Here is a 21,203-nt window from a genome sequence, read left to right on the forward strand (position 1 = left end):
ATTTCTGGGGGAACGTCACAACATGCGTTCAGCGAACGGCGCCGGAGTCCGATCCCTCATGTTCAGCTCGTTTCGGGTCAGGAATTCCGCGGGCCGGATCGTCTGCAACGCATTTGCCGCCTCTCTGAAATAGGGAAGCGTTTGCCAGAGCGTGCGGTCGCCGACGATGTAGAAACGGCGCTTGGCGCGCGTCAGCGCCACGTTCAACAGGTTTGGCTTGGATGCGGCCCAGCCGGCCGCTCCGCGATGTTCGGCATCGGCGCCGAGAACCATGAAAACGATATCTTCTTCCTTGCCCTGGAAGGTGTGAACCGTGCCTACCCGTTCCTGAAGCCATTTCTGTAGTTTCGCTGGAGATCCGCGCGCATATCCGTCTTGGTCGATCCAGATCGCATGAGAAAGAGCCTGTCTCAAACCGGTCTTGATCTCCTTGAACGGCGAGATGATGTAGATGTCCGGCAATGCACCGTCCCGGTGATAAGTCGCGGCGAGGAGGTCGACGATGAAGTCTATCTGCTCGGCAACGACCTGTTTGCCCGAGACCTTTCCCTTTACGTCGATCCAGGCGCTGTCGCCATAAAAGGGCGATGCGTCGCCGGCCGGCCGGCGCTCTTCCAGCCCGAAGATCATCTTGTTCCGATAGGCGATCTGATTGGCAAGGCTGAACATCGGATCGATGCAGCGTCGATGCACTCTGAGCGGGCTGCCGATCCAGAGCCCATCTGCCTCCTCGCCCTGAAGCGTCGTTCCGTAGCGATTGGCGGCATCGGCCAGCATCTGCACAGACGCCCTGTTCGGCGAATATTGGCCTGCCGCCGTGTGGGGTGAAAGAGCCGAAGCGCCTGAAATCAGCGAGCTGGGGAGCGTGAAAACCGGTTCGATCTGCAAGGGATCGCCGATCACCATGACGCGACGTGCCCGCATCAACGCACCGACCGCCGCCTGCGGCACCGCCTGGCCGGCTTCATCGATGAAGACCCAGCCGATCGAGCCGGGCCCAAGCCCGCGGAACTGCTTGGCAAAAGACGCGAATGTCGTGGAGACGATCGGAACGATCATGAAAAGGCTCTGCCAGATCGATGCAATGTGCTTGTCATCGACGGGATTGTTGTTGGAAAGCACTTTGGTGACGGCAACGATATTTCCGCCAAAACCTCCGCCCTTCCTGCCGACATCGGCCAACCAAGCTTCATGCAGCGTCAACGCTGCTTCCAGCAATGCCGAACGCAGAGCCGCCAGTTCGTCCTGATGCCAGAGACCGTCGATCTGCACCTGATCCTCATCGAGATCGGTGAGACGCTCCGGTGCGGCGGGATGATCGAGAATTTCCCCCAGCCGCTCGAGTTCCTCTTTTTTCGCAGACCAGATTTTCTGTCGTGACCGCAGTGCCCGTTCGGCCCGGTCATGCTCTCGCAAAGCCCGTTCCAATGTGGGTTTATCGGTTTTCGCAAGCTGATCTTCGCATTCGGCCAGCGCCTTGCGCAGTTCCAGCTGCTTCCGCGCATTGGTGATGACATCCTGGCGATGCTGCCGGGCCGGGTTGGTCGAGAGCACTCTCCTCCATCGCGCAGGGGCGCTGCGGTCGAGCAGCTGTTCCTCCTCCTTCAGGTAAGACAAACCGTCGGCGATGCGGCGCATTTCGGTCGCCAGCATGTCGCATCGATTCTGCGCATGCAAAACTTCGTCCGCGGCGACAGCCACCCTCTCGAGCGCTTCGCGGCAGAATGCATCCTGCGAAACGGGCGCTATCTCATCACGCAGATCGGCATAGCGCGCATATTGGCTGATCTTTTCGCGAACCATCTCGTCGGCGGCTTGAAAAGCCGATGCCGCTTCGGCGAAGCTTGGCCCCTCATAGCTCTTCAACCATTCCCAGATGGTCTGCGGCTTTGCTGCGCCCGACCAGCCGGGCTTCGGTCTTTCGGCGATCTCCATGAAGGCGAAACGTTCTTTGAAGGCCCGGCGGTTCCTGGAATTGCCGAGCGCGCAGGCGATCAACCCCCATGGGCGGTCGCCGTCAGGGAGCTTGACGACCGCTCCGTTGTCTTTCTGGCAGGCGATCTTGTGTGCAACCGTCTGCAAATATTGAAAGGAAGACGTGCTCGCGATCGAGCTCCGCTTGGGAAGGTCGCGCGAAATATTCTCCACGGCGGCATTGTTAGAGGAGGCGACGACCATTTCGAATCCGGCAAGGGCTGGGATCAGCGCCGATATGGAGGCGGTGCTCCGATCCGTAAAACCGACACGGCGTGGCGAGCCGTCAAGGGCGTCGCGCGCCGTCGTCAGGGAGGAGAGCACCCGGGCGCGCCGAACGATGTTGTCCGCGAACATGTCACGCAGCAGCGTGGTCTTTCCGGTGCCCGGCGGGCCGTTGACCGAGAATAATCCCGTTTCCGACAGGCCGCCGATCGCCGCATTGATCGCGAACTGTTGCATGAGGCTCATTGCGAGATGAGGCTCGCTCAGCCAGCGTCCACGGTTGAGATTGCCGGGATGCAGCGCCCGAATGATCGCCCGGCGTCCTTCTTCCGAATAAAGGTCGACCCGATTTTCATCTGCCGGCGGGTTGAGGTACCGCCGGAGCGGCTCCGGGACATTGCCCTGCTTGACGCAGATCATCGCCCGTTCGATATCCTCGATAAAGAAGCTGTTCAGAATGCCAATGTCTTCATCAAGGCTGGCACTTTCGTCTTCCTCATCGGCGTTGGGTGCATGATCCTCCTGTTGAGGCGGCAACGAGATGAGCTCGGGTCTTTCCGACCTGTCGCGGTAGCGTATTTCAACGGCGGCGATGGGCTTTTCCTGGCGTGAGGCAAAACCTGCCCAATCGCAGAGCAATTCATGCAGCGCCACGATTTCGCCGGCATCGATCGGCTGATCGGTGGCAGCCTCGAAGGATGAAGACCCCAGCTGTCGCTGCGCCTGAAAGTTTTGAAGCAATTCCAACAGCTGCCGCTTGCCGTTGGCAAATGCCTCATGGCTGAGCGCGGAGAGACCGGTTTTCCGTACCCGTCCGAGGGCCCACGGAAGCGTCGAGACGGAAAATGTTTCGAACATCGGCTGTCCGAGCGGAGTAAGCTGCAGGCTGGCAAAGCAGGTATCGCCATCGAGATCGCTGCGTTCGGCATCCTCATACTCGGCAATGTCGACCGCAGCGCTGTCGAAGTGCCTGCGGATGTCGGAGATCTCGGATTTGCTGAAAACGCCGAGGAACAAGGTAAAGCCGGTGATCTGCTTCTCCTCGGGTATGACAGGACGGCTGAGTGCAGCGCTGTCCTGCAAGAGCGTCTCTGCATGCAGCCAGAAAACGGTCCGTCCTTCGCCCGAGACGAGGCGAGTGGAGAGATCATAAGGTATGAAAAACTCGATCTTATGCCAGAAATCGAGAATAGCCAGAAGCCGTTCCCGTTCTGCCCTGTCCGCATCGATCTGCATGACGTCTCACTGAGGAGTGCAAAATAGGCTCCCGCCTTTTTAGCAGCGATTGCAGCTCAAAATCAAAGAGCATGGTGATGATGCGCCCGGTCGAGTGCATTTCAACAGCCGCGCAGGTGCGCCAGTGCAGACGCCGCGCCTTCTTCATCTTGCTGGTGCCCGCTGTTCCAGCGCACGAGGGTCTCTGGACGATGTCAGCCTCTGCGATGCGCTGCCTCGGCGACCGACCGGACACGTTCGAGCGCAGCGCTGGCCTTGCAGAGATCACGGCCCGGCATAAGCAGCCGGGAACGCGAGGCTTTTGCCAGGAGTGACCGGGTTGAGTGACAACTTGCGAGCCTCGTAATCATCAGGGGCGGACGAAAAAATATTACAATTTGTACTGAAATATTACATTCACTGAATTATCTATAGTAGGGGCAAATATAACCTCGGAGTATAAGGGTGAGCAAAAATACAACCGCTACGTAGTATCTTATTGTTTCTCGCTCCCTAAAACTAATCACTTTGGGCCATTTCCTTCCTTCTCAATCCGTATTAACATAATTAAGAAATGTCTAAAGAAAAAGGCGATGACACAATAGGACCGGCATTTCATACTATCTTATACCTGACATCGCCGCATGTTTGAGTAAAGTGTACCGCTAGGGGAGGCGTATATGTTCATGACAGGTTCAGGAATGGAGAATGCGGACCAGGCGAGAAAGTCTAGCCCGTCCGGAGATACTATCCTTGTAGTAGCCAAGGCTGATCTGTTTTCAGAATGCATGGTGGAGGCGCTGGCAAAGAAATTTCCAAATTGCGATGTGCCAAGCATAACGAACGCAACTCCGATGCTGGCAAAGGATAGCAGCGATATAAAGCTGGTTTTATTTTACCATATACCTACGCCGGAGTTGCAAGAAGCGCTGCAGGCGGTCAGGGAAAATCATCCGGAAACCTCGATCGGACTTGTCGTCGAAGCCATCGACATGATGGAGCCCTATGTCAGCCGTTTGGTCGAGGCACGGATCATCGACGGTGTCCTGCCGCTTAATCTTCGGCTTGATGTCTTCATGGCCGCGGTGGATCTGCTGATGAAGGGCGGGGAGCATTTTCCCTCGGCGCTTCTCAACCGCCTCACCAATAAGGGGACCCAACTGGAGCCCTCACTTTATCAGACCAAGTCGGTTGATGCCGCCCGCAACAATGCGCTCAAGCTGAGACGCGACAGCATCTCCGCCTTGACGACCCGGGAGGTTCAGATCCTGGATCTCATCTGCAAGGGGACGCAGAACAAGATTATTGCCGACAAGCTGCATCTTTCCGAAAACACGGTGAAGGTTCACGTCCGCAACATCTATAAGAAGATGAATGTGCGAAACCGTACGGAAGCAGCGTCTCGCTTCTTCAACGACCATCCGGTCGGCGATGACGACATGTCCAGCCGGTGGCGCAACTGATCGATAGCGCCGCGCTTTTTCAGGCGCGCAAAGAATGCTGTCACACTTTGAGTTGCGCTTGGGTTGCGCTTTTGCTTCAGGTCGAGCGACGGGCAAAGCAGCGCGACTTCTGTCCGAAGCCGCTTGGAGAGCAGATATAGGGCGCGGACCCGTGATAGGCGACGATGCGGGCTCGTGCCGCAACAGGCCGAGCGGTTCGATTTTCCGGGTAGGTGTAAGCCTTCGAAACGGGTCGCGTCTCGACGACGACAACATTCTTTTTCGCGATAGCGGCCATGTCGTCGTCAACGACCGCACAAGCCGTCGCTCCGATCGCAAGAAGCGTCACTCCCCCCGCAAGCATCGCAAAATGAAATGGACGCCAGCCTTTCAGCTGGGCTGTGGCGCGATTTTTGAACATGCCAAATCCCTCTCATAGGACGCTTCCGGATGCAAGACCGGTGGCGCAGCCCTGCGAAGCCGACCTCTCCTTCTTCTATCCCATCTTTATTGAGCAAAGTTTGAGCAACGGCGTGTTTCCCGTCTTACGTGAAAAAATAAGTAAAATGATTAATCATTTGTTACTCTGAAGAACAACTGCGTAATTATTTGGGATATTTTATGTTTTTTGAAGTTGACCTTGATAACAATCGCCTTATCATTTCAATAGTAAATGAGTTACTGAAGAATAACCTCGAACTTATTCATGTATTGGTACGCAATTGCATGAATATACATCCGAGTATGGTAAGATGTAAGCCGCGTAAATAATACAAAAGACTAAAGCGTGGGGAGGAGTTTGTAATGCGTAGTTTCGTTCCCGGCGAAGGCTATTCGGAAGTAAAGAACATAGCGGTGCTCAAGAATCTGGGCACCGCTCTTGTAAATGGCGGAGCCGGCTTTCTTGGCTCGCATCTCTGCGAAAGGCTTCTGCTAAGCGGCCACAGCGTCATATGCCTCGACAACTTTTCCACCGGCCGCCGTGCAAATGTCGAGCATCTCGCATCGAACCCCCTCTTTCGCATCATCGAGCACGATGTGCGTCAGCCCTTCGATATCGAAGCGTCGCTGATCTTCAACTTCGCCTCTCCTGCCTCTCCGCCCGACTATCAACGGGATCCGGTGGGCACCTTGCTTACCAGCGTACTCGGCGCCGTCAACACCTTGGATTGTGCGCGCAAGACCGGCGCGATCGTCGTTCAGTCGTCGACGTCGGAAGTCTATGGCGACCCGACCCAGAGCCCGCAACGCGAATCCTATTGCGGCAATGTCAACTCCATCGGGCCGCGAGCCTGCTACGATGAGGGAAAACGCAGTGCCGAAACCCTGTTTTTCGACTACCACAGGACCTACGGCGTCGACATAAAGGTCGGCCGCATCTTCAACACCTACGGGCCCCGCATGCGCGCCGATGACGGGCGGGTAGTCTCCAACTTCATCGTGCAGGCCCTGCGCAACGCCGACCTGACCATCTACGGCGACGGCCAGCAGACTCGCTCTTTCTGCTATGTCGATGATCTCATCGAAGGTTTTCTGCGCTTCTCGGCAGCCGGCAGCGCATGCCACGGTCCGATCAATCTCGGCAACCCGAGCGAGTTCACCGTTCGACGCCTGGCGGAAATCGTCCGGGACCTCACAAATTCGCGTTCCCGAATCGTTCACCTTCCGGCTGTCGTCGACGATCCCCGCCAGCGGCGGCCGGATATCTCACGGGCAATGAAGGAACTGGCATGGCAGCCTCATATCGAGCTCGAAGCCGGCCTGGCGCGCACCGTCGAATATTTCGACGGCCTGCTTGCCGGGACGGAGCAGGCGGAGGCTGTATGAGATGCCCCGCTACATACTCGTCACCGGCGGCGCCGGTTTCATAGGCAGTCATATCTGCAAAACGCTGTCGCGCGCCGGGATGATCCCGGTTACCTACGACAATCTCTCGACCGGACATGCCGACAGCGTCCGCTGGGGACCGCTCGTTCGCGGCGAGCTCGGCGACACGATCGCGCTGCGCCGGACGATGGCCGAATTTTCGCCCGATTGCGTCATCCATTGCAGCGCCAATGCCTATGTCGGCGAATCCGTCGACATGCCGAGGAAATATTACCGCAACAATGTCGTCGGCAGTCTCACGCTGCTCGAGGCCTGCCTCGACCAGGAAATCGACAAGATCGTTTTTTCCAGCAGTTGCGCCACCTATGGCGTTCCCGCCTCGTTGCCGATACGGGAGGAAAGTCTGCAGCAGCCGGTCAATCCTTATGGCCGCACCAAGCTGATCTTCGAGATGGCGCTCGAGGATTTTGCCGCTGCCTATGGCATCCGCTTCGCTGCCTTGCGTTATTTCAACGCGGCCGGCGCCGATCCGGAGGGTGAGCTTGCCGAGCGTCACGAGCCCGAGACACATCTTATCCCCCGCGCCCTTCTTGCTGCCGCCGGCAGACTGGACCGGCTCGATGTCTTCGGAACCGATTATGCGACCGAGGACGGAACCTGCGTTCGCGACTATATCCATGTCAGCGATCTCGCACAGGCACATTTGGCCGCCGTCAACCACCTGATCGCAGACGGCGCCTCGCTCAGCGTCAATCTTGGTTCCGGCCGTGGCACGTCAGTGCGCGAGATCATCGACGCGGTCTATCGCGCCAGCGGCCGCGAAGTCCCCGTCCGTTATCGCGCCCGCCGCCCCGGCGACCCGCCGATCCTCTTTGCCAATACGGCAAGGGCGAAGGCGGAGCTCGGCTTCGTGCCGGCTCTTTCCGATCTCGACACGATCATCCGCACGGCCGGCCCGACCTTCGGGCTGGAGGTGACGGCATGAGCCTGGTTTCGGAGATCGATCACCGGGTCAGGACGGCGAAAGCTGCTGCGGACCCATTCAACCCCGTGTTCACAGGGTGGAATCGTGTCGCCTATGGTTTCGGCATCCTCTGCTGGCTGGCGGCGCTCGGCTATTTCTGGAGCTGGTGGTGTCAGTCCGCCCATATCATTTCCTGGCCAACCTTCGTGCTCGTCACCGCCGTGCTTGCCTGGATAACGCTTGTCCCCGCCTATTTCATCCTGATTTTCCTCGATGCGAGAACGATCGGTTCGCGCGCCCGGCTGCCGGAAGGACGCGTGGCGATGGTCGTTACCAAGGCGCCGTCCGAACCTTTTGCCGTCGTCCGCGCCACGCTTCAGGCGATGCTCGATCAGACTGGTGTCGAGTTCGATGTCTGGCTAGCCGACGAGGATCCGTCCGCGGAAACCGGACGCTGGTGCGCCGAGCACGGCGTGCTGATCTCGACGCGGAAGGGCGTGGCGGAGTATCACCGTACGACCTGGCCGCGCCGGACGCGGTGCAAGGAAGGCAATCTTGCCTATTTCTACGACCATTTCGGCTATGCGCGTTACGATTTCGTCGCCCAGTTCGATGCCGATCATGTGCCGACACCGACCTATCTCCGTGAAGTCCTGCGCCCTTTCGCCGATCCTGCCGTCGGCTATGTTTCCGCACCCAGCATCTGTGATGCGAATGCCGCGGCGAGTTGGGTCGCGCGCGGCAGGCTCTATGCGGAGGCAAGTCTGCACGGCTCGCTGCAGACCGGTTACAACAATGGCTGGGCGCCCCTTTGCATCGGCTCCCACTATGCGGTCCGCACATCAGCCCTTCGCCAGATCGGTGGCCTTGGCCCCGAGCTTGCCGAAGATCATTCGACGACGCTGATGATGAACGCCGGCGGCTGGCGCGGTGTCCACGCGGTCGATGCGATCGCTCATGGCGACGGCCCGGCGAATTTCGTCGATCTCGCCGTGCAGGAATTCCAGTGGTCGCGCAGCCTCGTCACCATCCTGCTGCAATATTCCCGCCGCTACGTCGTCCATCTTCCCTGGCGGCTGAAATTCCAGTTCGTCTTTTCGCAGCTGTGGTATCCGCTCTTTTCCACCGTCATGGCAGTGATGTTCCTGCTGCCGGTTGCCGCCTTGCTGACGGGCCAGGTCTTCGTCAACGTGACCTATCCGGATTTTCTGCTGCATTTCGCGCCGCTGTCGATCGTGCTGACGCTCTTTGCTTTCTTCTGGCGGGCCACGGGAACCTTCCGGCCGCACGATGCGAAACTGTTTGGATGGGAAGGGCTCGCCTTCATCTTTCTGCGCTGGCCATGGTCGCTGGCCGGCAGCCTGGCGGCCATTCGCGACCATTTCTCCGGTTCTTTCGTCGACTTTCGCATTACCCCGAAAGGAAGGCAGCAGCAGCAATCTTTGCCCCTGCGCGTCGTTGCGCCCTATCTTGCTCTCGCGGGGCTTTGCGCCGCGGCCATGGTGTTCGCCGGCGAGGCCGCTGCCGCCCAGGGCTTTTATCTTTTCGCTGCGATGAACCTCGCGATCTATCTGTCGCTAACCGTGCTAATCGTCGTTCGCCATGCGATCGAGAACGGCCTGCCGCTGCTGCCGCAATCGCGCGGCCTCTGGCTTGCGACGGCTACGGGTTTGGCGATCTGTGTCACCGGCGGCATGCAGGCGGGCACCCACGGCCTTCGCGGCCTCGAAGCCCTTTCCCACGGCCAGACACTTATCAGTTTCAGCCAATCGCAATTTGCCGTGGCCGGTGCTGGCCTCGGCGGCAAAACCCGGATCGTGAAGTTCCGCATCAGATGGAACGGATTCGGAAGCACGGGACGGAACGAACAAGGTGTGTGAGCCGGCGGCACCGGCCGATGAGAGGAGATGCAATGCGTATCGGGTCGAGACTGTATGGAGTAGTCGTTGCTCTCAGCCTGTGTTTGCCGTTGGCAGCGCAGGGTGCCGAGGCCGCCAAGACCGAGGCGCCGACGCCGCTCAGCGCCTATGAGCTTTACCGGATCTACGGTGACAAGACCTGGACCTGGGATACCGGCGGCGGTCGTTTCTTCGATGAAGGTCGGCGGTTCGTGGCCTGGACCAACGACAAGGGCAAGCAGTCCTTCGCCGAAGGCAGATGGGTGGTCGACGATCTCGGTCAGCTCTGCATGCGCGCGACCTGGACGAACGCCGAGGGAGCAGCGCGTGCCAGTACCTGTTTCGGTCATCGCAAGGTCGGCAACGCGATCTACCAGCGCCGTCAGCCGGACGGCAATTGGTACATCTTCCGCCATTCTTCGGCGCGCCAGGATGACGAATTCCGCAAGCTTGTCTCCGCAGATACCGTCAGCGCCAAGGCGTATGAACTGAAGCAGTTTCTGCTGAATCAGGAAATAGCCCGAAAAGGAGGGTGAGCCATGAAGAAGCTGACGAAAAATCACCTCTCGACCGCCGCGATCGCGCTGCTGCTGTTGTGCGTCGCGGAGTTGCCGGGCCGAAGCGAGGTGCAATATGCGGGCATTGCGCCGAACCCGGCGGCGAGCGCGCGGACGATCATCGACAAACGCCCGGTCGTTCACGCCGACGGCATCAAGTTCGGTGCCTACGACCCCCATGGGGATTTCGGCGCCCAGGCCAATGTCTCGACCGAAGCCCTGTTCCTGCCTTGGGAAGACGTTGACCTGGAGACGCTGCGCGTTGCGGATGCCTATGCGTTGGCCAGGGGCCGCAACCTGCTGATAACGGTGGAGCCTTGGTCCTGGGACGTTGAACGGCGGCTGACTTCTGGCGAGCTTCGCGCAAAGGTTCTGCGCGGCGACTACGATGTCAACATGCGGTCGATCGCGCAGATGATATCCCAGCTGAAAAGCCCCGTGATCATCCGCTGGGGACAGGAAATGGAAGACAAATCCGGGCGGTTTTCGTGGGCCGGCTGGAACCCGCAAGACTTCATCGCCGCCTACAGACGCATGATGGACATCGTTCACGACGAGGCGCCCGGCACCGAGACAATGTGGTCGCCGAAGGGCGTGCCCGGCCTGCAGGACTATTATCCCGGCGACGATTATGTCGATCTTGTCGGGCTCTCGGTTTTCGGGCTGGAGCGCTACGACGAGCTTGCCTACAACAAGCACCGGACCTTCTCAGAAGCGCTGAAGCAGGGCTATGATCTTGTCGCCGGCTATGGAAAGCCCATCTGGGTCGCAGAGCTCGGCTACGAAGGCGGCGACGCCTATATGAGGCCGTGGATCGAAACCGCGACGTTGAAACAGAGCGCCTTCCCGAACCTTCAGGAAGTGGTCTATTTCAATGATCAGGAGGTGCATGCCTGGCCGTTCAATCTCGGCCGGCCTGACTGGCGCGTGGTGAAAAGCCTGGCCGCTAACTAAGCGCCATGTCGCGCATGCCGCGGTTTGCGAGGGCGAGGTTGGAAGAAGCAAGCTGAAGCACGCAATCAAGGTCCACACGCGCTTCAGCCGGGTGTCAGAGAAGCCCGCGGGTGTCTGCGAGCCCTCCTTTCATATCGGGCAAGCGATCATCCCTTAAGCGTTGCCATACCCTCTTCGACGAGCCGGGTCGCTGCGTCGGCGGGCGAAGTCCGCTCGAAGGCGAGTTCGTCGCAGATCGGGCGCAGCACGCGTTGGTCGAATTGGGTCGCACCCATCGGCACCGGCGGCGGATATTCACCGACCTGATCCTTGAGCATGTTGACGTATTTGACCGTTTCCTGCTCTGTCGGGTTCAGCTGCGGCAGAATGGCTTCACGCACGGCTGGCGACATCGGCACGCCGCGCTCAACGCCGAGAATCTTGCCGGCTTCGATGTCGTTGACGAAGAAGTCGATGAATTTCGCGGCCGCTTCGCCATGCTTTGTGGTCGCGCCGATACTCCAGATCAGCGCCGGGCGATAATAATGTCCGGAAGGGCCGCCCTTCTTTTCGCGCGGCAGCATGGTAATGCCGAGTTTGTTCTTGATGATCAGCTGATAGCCGATCATCTGGTTGGAATAAGCCATGCCGATCACCGATTTGCCGAGACCGAGGCAATTGGTGTCAATGGTGTTCTGATCGAGCGTCTGGACGTCGGCGGCAACGGTGCCCCCCGCCTTGCGCAGCTTCTCCCAATAGTCGAACCACTCCCTGGCATCATCAGCCGCGAAACCGAGCCCGACGCTTTCCTTGGCAAAGACGCTTTTGCCGCGCTGGCGCAGCCACGCGTCGAACACATAGTTGTAACGCGCCCCATAGGGGCCACCGCCCTTGCCCGAGGACTTGGCGAGTTCTACGGCAAGCTTGGCATATTCATCCCAGGTAAGATCTGTCGTCGGCAGCGGAATGCCCGCCTTTTCGAATTCGACCGTGTCGAAGAACATCGAAAACGAGTTGAGGCCGAGGCCGACGCCATAGAGTTTGCCGTCGACGGTGGTCAGTTTCAGCATGTCGGGGCCGAAGCTGTTGACCTTCAGCGTCGAGGGGACGAATTCGTCGAGCGGCAGGCAGGCGCCGCGCTTGGAATAATCGGAGATTGTGCCCGGTTCGAGCTGCAAAACGTCCGGAATGGCCCGGCCGGCCATCTGCGTGGCGAGCTTCGTCCAGTAGCCTTCGCCGGAAAGCGATTCGCCGACGATCGTGACGCCGGGTGTCTTCGACTGATAGAGCTTGGCGACATCGAGCGTGCGTTTGGCACGGTCGTTGGATCCCCACCACATGGCGCGCAGCTGCGCCTCCTCGGCAAAGGCCGGGATAGCGCTTCCTGCGCCAAAGGCAAAGCCGGCGGCGGCGCCGGCCGAACTCACTAGGAATGAACGGCGATTGAGATGCATCATATTCCTCCTTGTTCCCAATATGTCCTCTGCCATCCTCCAACGGCGTGCCCGGACACTCGCCGGATAGAGTACGCAAAAATATTTCTATTGCAAGAATTAATCAATGTCTTGCAAATTTGCATAGTTTGCATAATGTTTGCTGCATGAACGAGCATAAAACCAAGCGGCCGCGCCAGGCCGACATAGCCACTCTGGCCGGCGTCTCCGTCTCCACGGTGTCGCGCGTGCTTGCCAATGAGCCGGGCATCAGCGAAAGCGTCCGCCGTCATATCTTGAAGGTTGCGGCTGACCACGGTTATCCCGTCAGGCCTACCGCCGAGGCCGTTGCCGGCGGGCTGGCGCTGATCGCCAGCGACGGCATCACGGGCGGGCTCAGCGTCTTCTACGAAGCGATCGTCGACGGCTTGCGCACTGGAGCCGCCGAGGCGGGAATGCCATTTGAAATTCGCCTAGCCCGCGAGGATCGTATCACGCCGGATGCCGTACGTGATCATATGCGGGTTGCGGAGGCCGAGGGCCTCTTTCTCGTCGGCATCGATCCCAATGAAGCCTTGCGGGACTGGCTGCAGGCCAGCACAACACCGACCGTGCTTGTCAACGGCACTGATCCCAGGATGCAGTTCGACGGTGTTTCTCCGGCTAACTTCTTTGGTGCCTACGAAGCCACCAGTCGGCTGACAAGCGCTGGCCACCGCCGCATCCTGCATCTGAGCGGTTCTCACCGCCATACGATTCGGGAACGCATTCGCGGCTTCGAGGCGGCGGTCGCCGCCGTCCCCGGCGCCGAAGGGCGATTCGTTTCGCTCGCGCTCCAGGGCAGCGCAAGCCGCGAGGCTCATGAAAGCACGGCGGCGGTCCTTGCCGAGAATGCCGGCTTCACAGCGGCTTTCTGCATGAATGATTTCATTGCCGTTGGCGTTCTCGAAGCTGTCACTGAGGCCGGCCTGCGGGTGCCGGAGGATTTCGCGATCATCGGCTTTGATGATCTGCCCTGCGCATTGATGACCAATCCGCGGCTTTCCACCATGCGCGTCGATCGTGCCGCTCTCGGGCGGGAAGCCGTATCCCTGATGCTGTCCCGGTTCCGCAACAGGACAGCGGCTGCGCGCCAGATCTGCCAGGCGGTCGTTCCCATTCCGGGGGGGACCGTTGCCAATGCCGAGAACCAGTAAGAGGTGTCGATGACTTACGATCCCGCCAGCGCCAATCCGCTTGCCGGCAATCCGCTTGAAACCCGCGCCGATATGAGCCGCGCGCTGCTTGCTCTCTTCGATCCGCTGCTTTCCTGTTTTTCCAAGGGCAATGCCCGCGTCAGGCTCAGTGGCGCCGCCGCCCATTTCGACCGGGCAGCCGCCGATCTCGAGGGCTTTGCCCGGCCGCTCTGGGGCTTGGCGCCTTTTGGCGCCGGCGGCGGCGACTTCGCCCATTGGCATCGTTTTGCCGAAGGTCTGGCAAACGGCACCGACCCTGCCCATCCCGAATATTGGGGAACGCTCAATGGCCGGGATCAGCGGATGGTCGAGCTTGCTGCGCTCGGCTTTGCCCTGGCGCTGGTGCCGGAAGAGATCTGGGAGCCGCTCGATGCGCGCGCCCGCAGCAATGTCGTCGCCTATCTCAAACATGCCAGGCAGTTTGACTATGCTGATAACAACTGGAAATTTTTCCGTATCTTCGTCGATATCGCCCTCGATCGTCTCGGCGCCGAATTCGACCGCAGCCTGACGCGGCAATATCTGCAGCAACTCGAAGGCTTCTATATCGGCGACGGCTGGTATCGCGACGGCAACGTGCGCCGCATCGACCATTACATCCCCTTCGCCATGCATTTTTATGGCCTGATCTATTCGAAGCTCGTCGATGACGATTACGCCAAGCGCTACCGCGAGCGCGCCGTCCTTTTCGCCCGGGATTTCCGCCACTGGTTTGCCGCCGACGGGGCGACGATTCCGTTCGGCCGCAGCCTGACTTATCGTTTTGCCTGCACCGGCTTCTGGTCAGCGCTCGCCTTTGCCGATGTCGAAGCTTTGCCCTGGGGTGAGGTCAAGCATCTCTGCCTGCAGCATCTGCGCTGGTGGAGGGACAAGCCGATTGCCGACCGCGACGGCGTGCTGTCGATCGGTTTCGGCTATCCAAACCTCTTGATGTCGGAGAGCTATAATTCCGCCGGCTCGCCCTATTGGGCCTTGAAGGCTTTTCTGCCGCTTGCGATCTCGGAGGACCACCCGTTCTGGACCGCTGAAGAAAAGGCGCCGCAGCAGACGTCGGCAGTCGTTCCCCAGCGCCATCCCGGCATGGTGATCATGCGGGCGGGCAGCGATGTCGTCGCATTGTCTTCCGGCCAGGAAAACTTGCAGATGCGTTTCGGCACGGAAAAATACGCCAAATTCGCCTATTCCACCCGCTATGGCTTCAGCGTCGAATCCGATGAGCGCGGCTTTGCCCTCGCCGCATTCGATTCGATGCTGGCTTTCAGCGAAGACGGCCTGCACTACCGCGTGCGAGAGACGAATGAAGAGGCAAAACTCGCGGGCGACGTGCTTTATGCGAAATGGTCACCTTTCCCCGATGTCAGCGTCGAGAGCTGGCTCGCGCCCGCGGCCCCCTGGCATATCCGCCTCCACCGGATCAGGGCGGCCCGGCCGCTGAGGGTCGCCGAAGGCGGCTTCGCCATCGCCCGCCGGGATTTCGAGCTGGACACGCTGTCGGCTTCGGATGGCGCTGCCTATGCGATCGGCGAAGCCGATTTCACCGGCATTCTCGACTTGGGATCGTCGATCAAACGCGCCGGACTCGCGCAGAAGGCCCAGCCCAATACCAATGTAATCGTCGCCAAGACCATCGTGCCGCAACTGCGCGGTCAGATCCCGGCAGGTGAGACCATCCTGGTGACGGCGGTGCTGGCGCTCGAAGATCCCGCTGCCGTTTCCTCGGCCTGGGCGCGGCCACCGAAAGCGCCTGATATCACGGCGCTGGAGGCGCTGGTGCGGGAAAAGGGCGTAACCGTCAGCGCCATCGAAGCGCCGGGTCAGATGCCATGAGCCGCCCGGCCATCGTCCTTGCCATGGAACCGTCGCGCACGGAACATGTCCTGCCCGACGAGATCCTGCGCCGGCTCGATACGATCGGCCGTCTGCTCGATCCCGAGCCGCTGCAGCGGCTGGACGACGCGCGGGCAAGACGCCTGCTTCCAGAAGCGGAGATCCTGATCACCGGCTGGGGAGCGCCCTATATCGGCTCTGAAATTCTCGCCGCTGCGCCGCGGCTTCGTCTCGTCGTCCATGCGGCGGGCACGGTGAAGGGCATCATCGACGATGCCATCTTCGAAGCCGGTATAGCGGTGAGCCACGCGGCCGAGGCCAATGCGGTTCCCGTTGCCGAATACACGCTCGCCGCGATCCTCTTTGCCGGCAAACGCGCCTTCCGCTTCCACGATCTTTACGTCGCCGACCGCAATCGCGATCGGACCTATCCGATGCAGCGCGAAGCGATCGGCAACTATGGCCGCACCCTCGGGATCGTCGGCGCCTCGCGCATCGGCAGGCGGGTGATCGAACTCCTGAAACCCTTCGACTACAGGGTGCTGCTGTTCGATCCAATGCTCGGAGCAACCGAAGCAGCCGGACTGGGAGCGGAAAAGGTCGATCTCGAGGAGTTGATGCGGCGCGCGGATATCGTTTCCCTGCACGCGCCATCACTGCCGTCGACGCGGCATATGATCGATGCGCGAAGACTGTCGCTGATGAAGGATGGGGCAACGCTCATCAACACCGCGCGCGGCATTCTCATCGATGAGGCCGCGTTGCTGTCGGAGCTGAAGACCGGCCGCATCGATGCGGTCATCGACGTCACCGATCCGGAAATTCCGGAGGCAGGTTCGATCTTCTACGATCTGCCGAATGTTTTCCTGACACCGCATATTGCCGGCGCCATTGGCCTGGAACGGGCGCGTCTCGGCGTGATGGCGGCGGATGAGGTCGAGCGTTTTGTGACCGGCCGGCCGTTGCTCTACCAGATCCGCCGGCAAGATCTCGAAAACATCGCCTGACGCGCGCCATCGCGCTGGCCATGCGGTCAGCGTGGTGTTCTCAACGAATTTGGCGAACCGTCATTGGCAAGCTCGGGCATCAGTTCGGCGATATCGACCACCTTGCCGGTGCGCGAGCTCGTCAGCGCCGCAATGCCGCAGAGCACGGACATGGCGCCCGCCCGTGTGCCGGCGCGCTGGCCGAGCCGATCTTCCATATCAGGCTTGAAGATCATGTTGCGCATCCGGTCGTCGCCGCCGTAATGGCCGCCTGTGAAATGCGGCACGACGATGCGCTCCACCGCTTGCCTGCCGTTCGGGAAATTGCGGATGAGCAGGATTGTATCCTGCTTCGGCTCTTCCCATGGCTGGGCCTCGTACTGGCGAAGCTCGATGCGTCCCTTGGTACCGTTGAAGGCCAGGTGATGGCCCTCGATCGGCTGGAAGGTATTCAGCGAATAGGAGACATGGACGTTGTTGCGGTAGCGGATGGACACGACCATCGTGTCGGGGATGTCGATGTCCTCGCGGAAGACGCAGCCGTCCCGGAAATAGCCGTCGATCTTCGAAGGATCCTCATAGAGCTGGTCGAGGAACGGATCCTTTTCGATATCGAGATAGTAGTCGCATTCCTGCGCATGCGGACAGAGCTTGCAGCGAGGGCCGCGAAACGGGCCCTTGCGGCCATAATTCTGCAGGTCGGCGAATGAGGTGACGGACTCGGGATCGCTGTCGAGATACCAGTTCAGCAGATCGAAATGATGAGTGGCCTTGTGGACGAACAGGCTGCCGGAATTTTCCGTATAGGCATGCCAGCGGCGGAAATAATCGGCGCCGTGCTTGGTGTTGAGATACCAGTGGAAGTCGACCGAGGTTACCCGGCCGATCTCGCCGGCATTCAGCAGTTCCTTGATCTTTGCGGCCGTCGGCGCATAGCGATAGTTGAAGGAGACGTCGACCCGCCGGCCGGTGCGCTTCTCGGCGTCGAGAATCCGGCGAATTTTCTCGATCGAGGTGGTCATCGGCTTCTCGGTGATGACGTCGATGCCGGATTCCAGCGCCCGCACGATGATATCGTCATGCGTATGGTCGGGCGTGCAGACGATGGCGAGATCCGGCCTCTGCTCGGCAAGCATGGAATCGATGTTGTCATAGAGCGGCGCATTGCTGCCGATCATGTTGCGGGCACGCTCGCCGCGAAGCGCGTTCTTTTCGACGATGGCTGTGAGGTCGACATGCTCCCGCCATCCGGCAAGCAGGTCCTTGCCCCACATGGTGGTGCCGCGATTACCGGTGCCGATCAGGGCAAAACGGCGTTTCTCCATCGAATGACTCCTCTTTCATACGTGATGAAACAATTGGATTTCAAAGCAATTCCAGCAAAAGTGTGCAGCGGTTTTTGCGTCCGGAATTGCGTAAAAACAAAGAGACAGAGCATTTTCGTGTTTCGAAGAAAAGCGGAAATGCTCAAGAATCAGATCTGGCAGCAGCTCCGGAAGCGCTCGACGCAAGTGGCGATCACCTCGTCGGCCGGACGCTTCCACCAGTTTTCGGCCGAAAAGATCTCCACTTCCTGCTCGCCGAAGAAACCGGCGGCTTCGATCATCCGTCTTATGCCCTTCAGGTCGATGACGCCATCGCCCATCATGCCGCGGTCGAGTAGCATGTCCTTCGTCGGCGCCAACCAGTCGCAGATGTGATGGGCGAAGATGCGTTTCATGCGTCCGGCGCGGGCAATCTGGTTGGCAAGATCGGGATCCCACCAGACATGGTAGACGTCGATCGCAACGCCGACATCCTCGCCGAGCGGCTCGCACATGTCGAGCGCCTGGCCGAGCGTGTTCACGCAGGCCCGGTCGGCGGCATACATCGGGTGCAGCGGCTCGATCGCAAGTTTCACGCCGGCAGCCTGCGCATGCGGCAGCACGGCGGCAATGCCGTCGAATACCATTTGACGAGCCGTGACGATATCTTTCGAAGCACCCGGCAGGCCGCCGACGACGAGCACGAGGCAATCGGCGGAAAAGGCCGCCGCCTCGTCGATGGCCCGTCTGTTGTCATCGAGGTTCTTCTGCCAGTCGGCCTCGGTTGCCGCCGGAAAGAAGCCGCCGCGGCAAAGGCCGGTCAGTTTGATGCCGTTCGACTTGACGATCCGCACTGCTTCGTCGAGACCCGCCTTGGCGACCTGGTCGCGCCAGGGTGCGATCGATGTGATGCCGTGCTTCAGGCAGATATCGACGGCTTCGGCAAAGCCGCATTGCTCGCGGATCGTCGCCAGATTGATCGAAAGTCCTTCGACCTGCATATCATTTCTCTCCCATAGCCGCACCGGCACTCAGTGAACACCGTGGACGGCAAGCACCTGTTTCATGCGATCAGTCGCGAGTTCCGGATCGGCAAGAACGCGGGCCTTGTCGGCCAGGCGGAAAAGTTCAGCCAAATGCGTCAGCGAACGCGTGCTCTGCTGGCCGCCAACCATCGTGAAATGATCCTGCAACCCGTTGAGATAGGCGAGGAAGACGACACCGGTCTTGTAGAAGCGCGTCGGCGCCTTGAAGATGTGGCGCGATAGGGGCACGGTCGGCTCGAGCAGATCGAAGAACTCGTGATTGCTCTTGCGGCCGAGCGCATCGAGCGCAGCCGAAGCCGCCGGCGCGATGGCGTCGAAGATGCCGAGCAGCGCGTCCGAATGGCCCTGTTCGTCGCCGGCGATCAGTTCCGCATAGTTGAAGTCGTCGCCGGTATACATGCGCACCGCTTTAGGCAGTTGCCGGCGCATGGTCACTTCCTTCTCCTTGGAAAGGAGCGAGATCTTGATGCCGTCGACCTTGGCGGCATTGGCTTCGATCACCTGCAGACACGTTTCCATTGCCTTCAGGTGATCGCCGTTGCCCCAGTATCCCTCGAGCGCCGGGTCGAACATTTCTCCGAGCCAATGGATGATGACGGGTTCCCTGACCTGGCGAAGGATGCGGTCATAGACCCTGACGTAATCGTCCGGCCCCTTTGCCGCGACGGCAAGCGCCCGGCTCGCCATCAGGATGATGCGGCCGCCGGCCGCCTCCACCGTTTCGATCTGCTCTTCATAGGCCTTGATGATCGTGTCGACGGTCACGTCGGGACCAGGCGACAGATGATCGGTGCCGGCGCCGCAGGCGATCAATGCGTCCTTACGGCCGGCCGCTTCGGCAAGTGCCCGGCGGATGAGGTCGCGCGCCTCCGGCCAGCCGAGGCCCATGCCGCGCTGCGCCGTATCCATCGCTTCGGCAACGCCGAGGCCGAGATCCCAGAGCCGGTGGCGGAAGGCCAGCGTCCGCTCCCAGTCGATCGCCGGCGTCAGCCAGGGATCGTTGTCGGCGAGCGGATCGGCGACCACGTGAGCGGCGGCAAAGGCGATGCGCGGGAAGCTCTTGGCGTCGCGTCTCTTCAGCTCGATCGGTGTGCCGGTCAGCGTATAGGGAACGATCTTGCCGTCGAGGGGGAGATTGATCGTCGTCACGGCTCAAAACTCCAGCGCGGGAACGTCGAGCCAGCGGCGCTCGGCCCAGGATTTCAGGCCGAGCTCGGCAAGCTGCACGCCCTTGGCGCCGGCTTCCAGCCCATAGGGCCACGGCGCATCTTCGACGACATGGCGGATGAACATTTCCCACTGCGCCTTGAAGCCGTTGTCGAAGGCCTGCGTATCGGGAACCTCGTCCCAGGTCTTGTAGAAGTCGATCGTCTGCGGCTGATCGGGGTTCCACACCGGCTTCGGCGTGTTGACGCGATGCTGGCTCCAGCATTTCGTCAGGCCGGCGACGGCCGAACCATGCGTGCCGTCGACCTGGAAGGTGACGAGATCGTCGCGGCGCACGCGCACCGCCCAGGAAGAGTTGATCTGCGCGATCGCGCCGCCTTCGAGTTCGAAAGTCGCATAGGCCGCATCGTCCGTGTCGCAATCATAAGGCCTGCCCTGCTCGTCGATGCGCCGGGGAATATGCGTGGCGCCGAGGCAGGAGACGGCCTTGACTTCGCCGAACAGGTTGTCGAGCACGTAGCGCCAGTGGCACAGCATATCGAGGATGATGCCGCCGCCGTCGCCCTTGCGGTAGTTCCAGGAGGGGCGCTGGGCGGGTACGCCCCAATCGCCCTCGAAAACCCAGTAGCCGAATTCGCCGCGCACCGAGAGGATCTTGCCGAAGAAGCCGGAATCCTTCAGCAGCGCAAGTTTGCGCAGGCCCGGCAGGAAAAGCTTGTCCTGCACGACGCCGTGCTTGAGGCCGGAGCGCCGCGCCTTGCGGGCGAGATCGATCGCCACCTGCAGATCGTCGGAAATCGGCTTTTCGCAATAGACATGCTTGCCGGCGTCGAGAGCCTTGGACAGAAGCTCGGCGCGCATCAGCGTCGTGCCGGCATCGAAGAAGATCGTGTCGTCGGGATTGGCGAGCGCAGCATCGAGATCGGTCGACCAGCGTTTGATATTGTGCTTCTTCGCCAGCTCTTCCATCTTGGCGCCATTGCGGCCGACGATGATCGGATCGATCTCGAGTTTTTCACCCGATTTCAGCGTGATGCCACCCTGGTCGCGGAAGGCCAGGATTGAGCGCACCAAGTGCTGGTTGTAACCCATGCGGCCGGTGACGCCGTGCAAGATGATCCCCAAGCGTGCCATGTTTTCCTCCCTGCAATCTTTGCGGTGGGAGCGGGC

16 protein-coding genes are annotated in these 21,203 nt (G+C 60.3%); 9 read left to right on the plus strand and 7 right to left on the minus strand.

What is annotated here, in order from left to right:
• Nucleotides 1-15: 15 nt before the first annotated feature.
• Nucleotides 16-3,435 (minus strand): DEAD/DEAH box helicase, encoded by a 3,420-nt coding sequence (locus tag ACQ7C1_RS28080; RefSeq protein ID WP_430960633.1) that lies wholly within the window; start codon nucleotides 3,433-3,435, stop codon nucleotides 16-18.
• Between the two features lie 659 nt (nucleotides 3,436-4,094).
• On the opposite strand from ACQ7C1_RS28080, the gene ACQ7C1_RS28085 reads away from it, so the two are divergent.
• On the plus strand, nucleotides 4,095-4,877 hold the full coding sequence (locus tag ACQ7C1_RS28085) for a helix-turn-helix transcriptional regulator (RefSeq protein ID WP_183706101.1): 783 nt from the start codon (nucleotides 4,095-4,097) through the stop codon (nucleotides 4,875-4,877).
• Nucleotides 4,878-4,953: 76 nt separating this feature from the next.
• On the opposite strand, the gene ACQ7C1_RS28090 is transcribed toward ACQ7C1_RS28085, so the two are convergent.
• Nucleotides 4,954-5,277, minus strand: a complete 324-nt coding sequence (locus ACQ7C1_RS28090) for a hypothetical protein (protein ID WP_430960634.1) — start codon at nucleotides 5,275-5,277, stop codon at nucleotides 4,954-4,956.
• A gap of 383 nt (nucleotides 5,278-5,660) precedes the next feature.
• Between ACQ7C1_RS28090 and ACQ7C1_RS28095 the strand changes: the two genes are divergently transcribed.
• Genes ACQ7C1_RS28095 through ACQ7C1_RS28115 form a run of 5 tightly spaced genes read left to right on the plus strand, consistent with a single transcriptional unit; the run spans nucleotide 5,661 to nucleotide 11,056 of the window.
• On the plus strand, nucleotides 5,661-6,683 hold the full coding sequence (locus ACQ7C1_RS28095; protein WP_430960635.1) for a UDP-glucuronic acid decarboxylase family protein: 1,023 nt from the start codon (nucleotides 5,661-5,663) through the stop codon (nucleotides 6,681-6,683).
• A gap of 1 nt (nucleotide 6,684) precedes the next feature.
• Complete coding sequence (gene galE, locus ACQ7C1_RS28100) at nucleotides 6,685-7,668, plus strand: UDP-glucose 4-epimerase GalE (RefSeq protein ID WP_430960636.1); 984 nt, start codon at nucleotides 6,685-6,687, stop codon at nucleotides 7,666-7,668.
• Entirely contained in the window at nucleotides 7,665-9,527 is a 1,863-nt protein-coding gene (locus tag ACQ7C1_RS28105; RefSeq protein ID WP_430960637.1) for a glycosyltransferase family 2 protein, read from the plus strand. The genes galE and ACQ7C1_RS28105 overlap by 4 nt, the downstream gene beginning before the upstream one ends.
• 32 nt (nucleotides 9,528-9,559) lie before the next feature.
• A complete protein-coding gene (locus ACQ7C1_RS28110) occupies nucleotides 9,560-10,081 on the plus strand; it encodes a DUF995 domain-containing protein (RefSeq protein WP_430960638.1) in 522 nt (173 codons plus the stop codon).
• Between the two features lie 3 nt (nucleotides 10,082-10,084).
• On the plus strand, nucleotides 10,085-11,056 hold the full coding sequence (locus ACQ7C1_RS28115; protein ID WP_430960639.1) for a glycoside hydrolase family 26 protein: 972 nt from the start codon (nucleotides 10,085-10,087) through the stop codon (nucleotides 11,054-11,056).
• A gap of 146 nt (nucleotides 11,057-11,202) precedes the next feature.
• On the opposite strand, the gene ACQ7C1_RS28120 is transcribed toward ACQ7C1_RS28115, so the two are convergent.
• A complete protein-coding gene (locus ACQ7C1_RS28120) occupies nucleotides 11,203-12,489 on the minus strand; it encodes an ABC transporter substrate-binding protein (protein ID WP_430960682.1) in 1,287 nt (428 codons plus the stop codon).
• 146 nt (nucleotides 12,490-12,635) lie between these two features.
• Here ACQ7C1_RS28120 and ACQ7C1_RS28125 point away from each other — a divergent pair, with 146 nt between their 5' ends.
• From ACQ7C1_RS28125 to ACQ7C1_RS28135, 3 genes are read left to right on the plus strand one after another with little or no spacing between them, the layout of a single operon-like run.
• Nucleotides 12,636-13,664, plus strand: a complete 1,029-nt coding sequence (locus tag ACQ7C1_RS28125; protein ID WP_430960640.1) for a LacI family DNA-binding transcriptional regulator — start codon at nucleotides 12,636-12,638, stop codon at nucleotides 13,662-13,664.
• A 9-nt stretch (nucleotides 13,665-13,673) separates the two neighbouring features.
• A complete protein-coding gene (locus tag ACQ7C1_RS28130; RefSeq protein ID WP_430960641.1) occupies nucleotides 13,674-15,530 on the plus strand; it encodes a DUF2264 domain-containing protein in 1,857 nt (618 codons plus the stop codon).
• Nucleotides 15,527-16,537, plus strand: coding sequence for a hydroxyacid dehydrogenase (locus ACQ7C1_RS28135; RefSeq protein ID WP_430960642.1), 1,011 nt, complete (start codon nucleotides 15,527-15,529; stop codon nucleotides 16,535-16,537). The genes ACQ7C1_RS28130 and ACQ7C1_RS28135 overlap by 4 nt, the downstream gene beginning before the upstream one ends.
• Nucleotides 16,538-16,563: 26 nt before the next feature.
• Here ACQ7C1_RS28135 and ACQ7C1_RS28140 read toward each other — a convergent pair whose 3' ends face one another.
• From ACQ7C1_RS28140 to ACQ7C1_RS28155, 4 genes are all read right to left on the minus strand, one after another.
• Nucleotides 16,564-17,841 (minus strand): Gfo/Idh/MocA family protein, encoded by a 1,278-nt coding sequence (locus ACQ7C1_RS28140; protein WP_430960643.1) that lies wholly within the window; start codon nucleotides 17,839-17,841, stop codon nucleotides 16,564-16,566.
• A gap of 149 nt (nucleotides 17,842-17,990) precedes the next feature.
• A complete protein-coding gene (locus tag ACQ7C1_RS28145; protein WP_430960644.1) occupies nucleotides 17,991-18,821 on the minus strand; it encodes a sugar phosphate isomerase/epimerase family protein in 831 nt (276 codons plus the stop codon).
• Nucleotides 18,822-18,851: 30 nt separating this feature from the next.
• Nucleotides 18,852-20,015, minus strand: a complete 1,164-nt coding sequence (locus ACQ7C1_RS28150) for a dihydrodipicolinate synthase family protein (protein ID WP_430960645.1) — start codon at nucleotides 20,013-20,015, stop codon at nucleotides 18,852-18,854.
• A 3-nt stretch (nucleotides 20,016-20,018) separates the two neighbouring features.
• Nucleotides 20,019-21,167 (minus strand): Gfo/Idh/MocA family protein, encoded by a 1,149-nt coding sequence (locus ACQ7C1_RS28155; RefSeq protein WP_430960646.1) that lies wholly within the window; start codon nucleotides 21,165-21,167, stop codon nucleotides 20,019-20,021.
• Between the last annotated feature and the right edge of the window lie 36 nt (nucleotides 21,168-21,203).

The sequence above is a fragment of the Rhizobium sp. Nf11,1 genome (genome assembly GCF_050587665.1).
Taxonomy (GTDB): domain Bacteria; phylum Pseudomonadota; class Alphaproteobacteria; order Rhizobiales; family Rhizobiaceae; genus Rhizobium.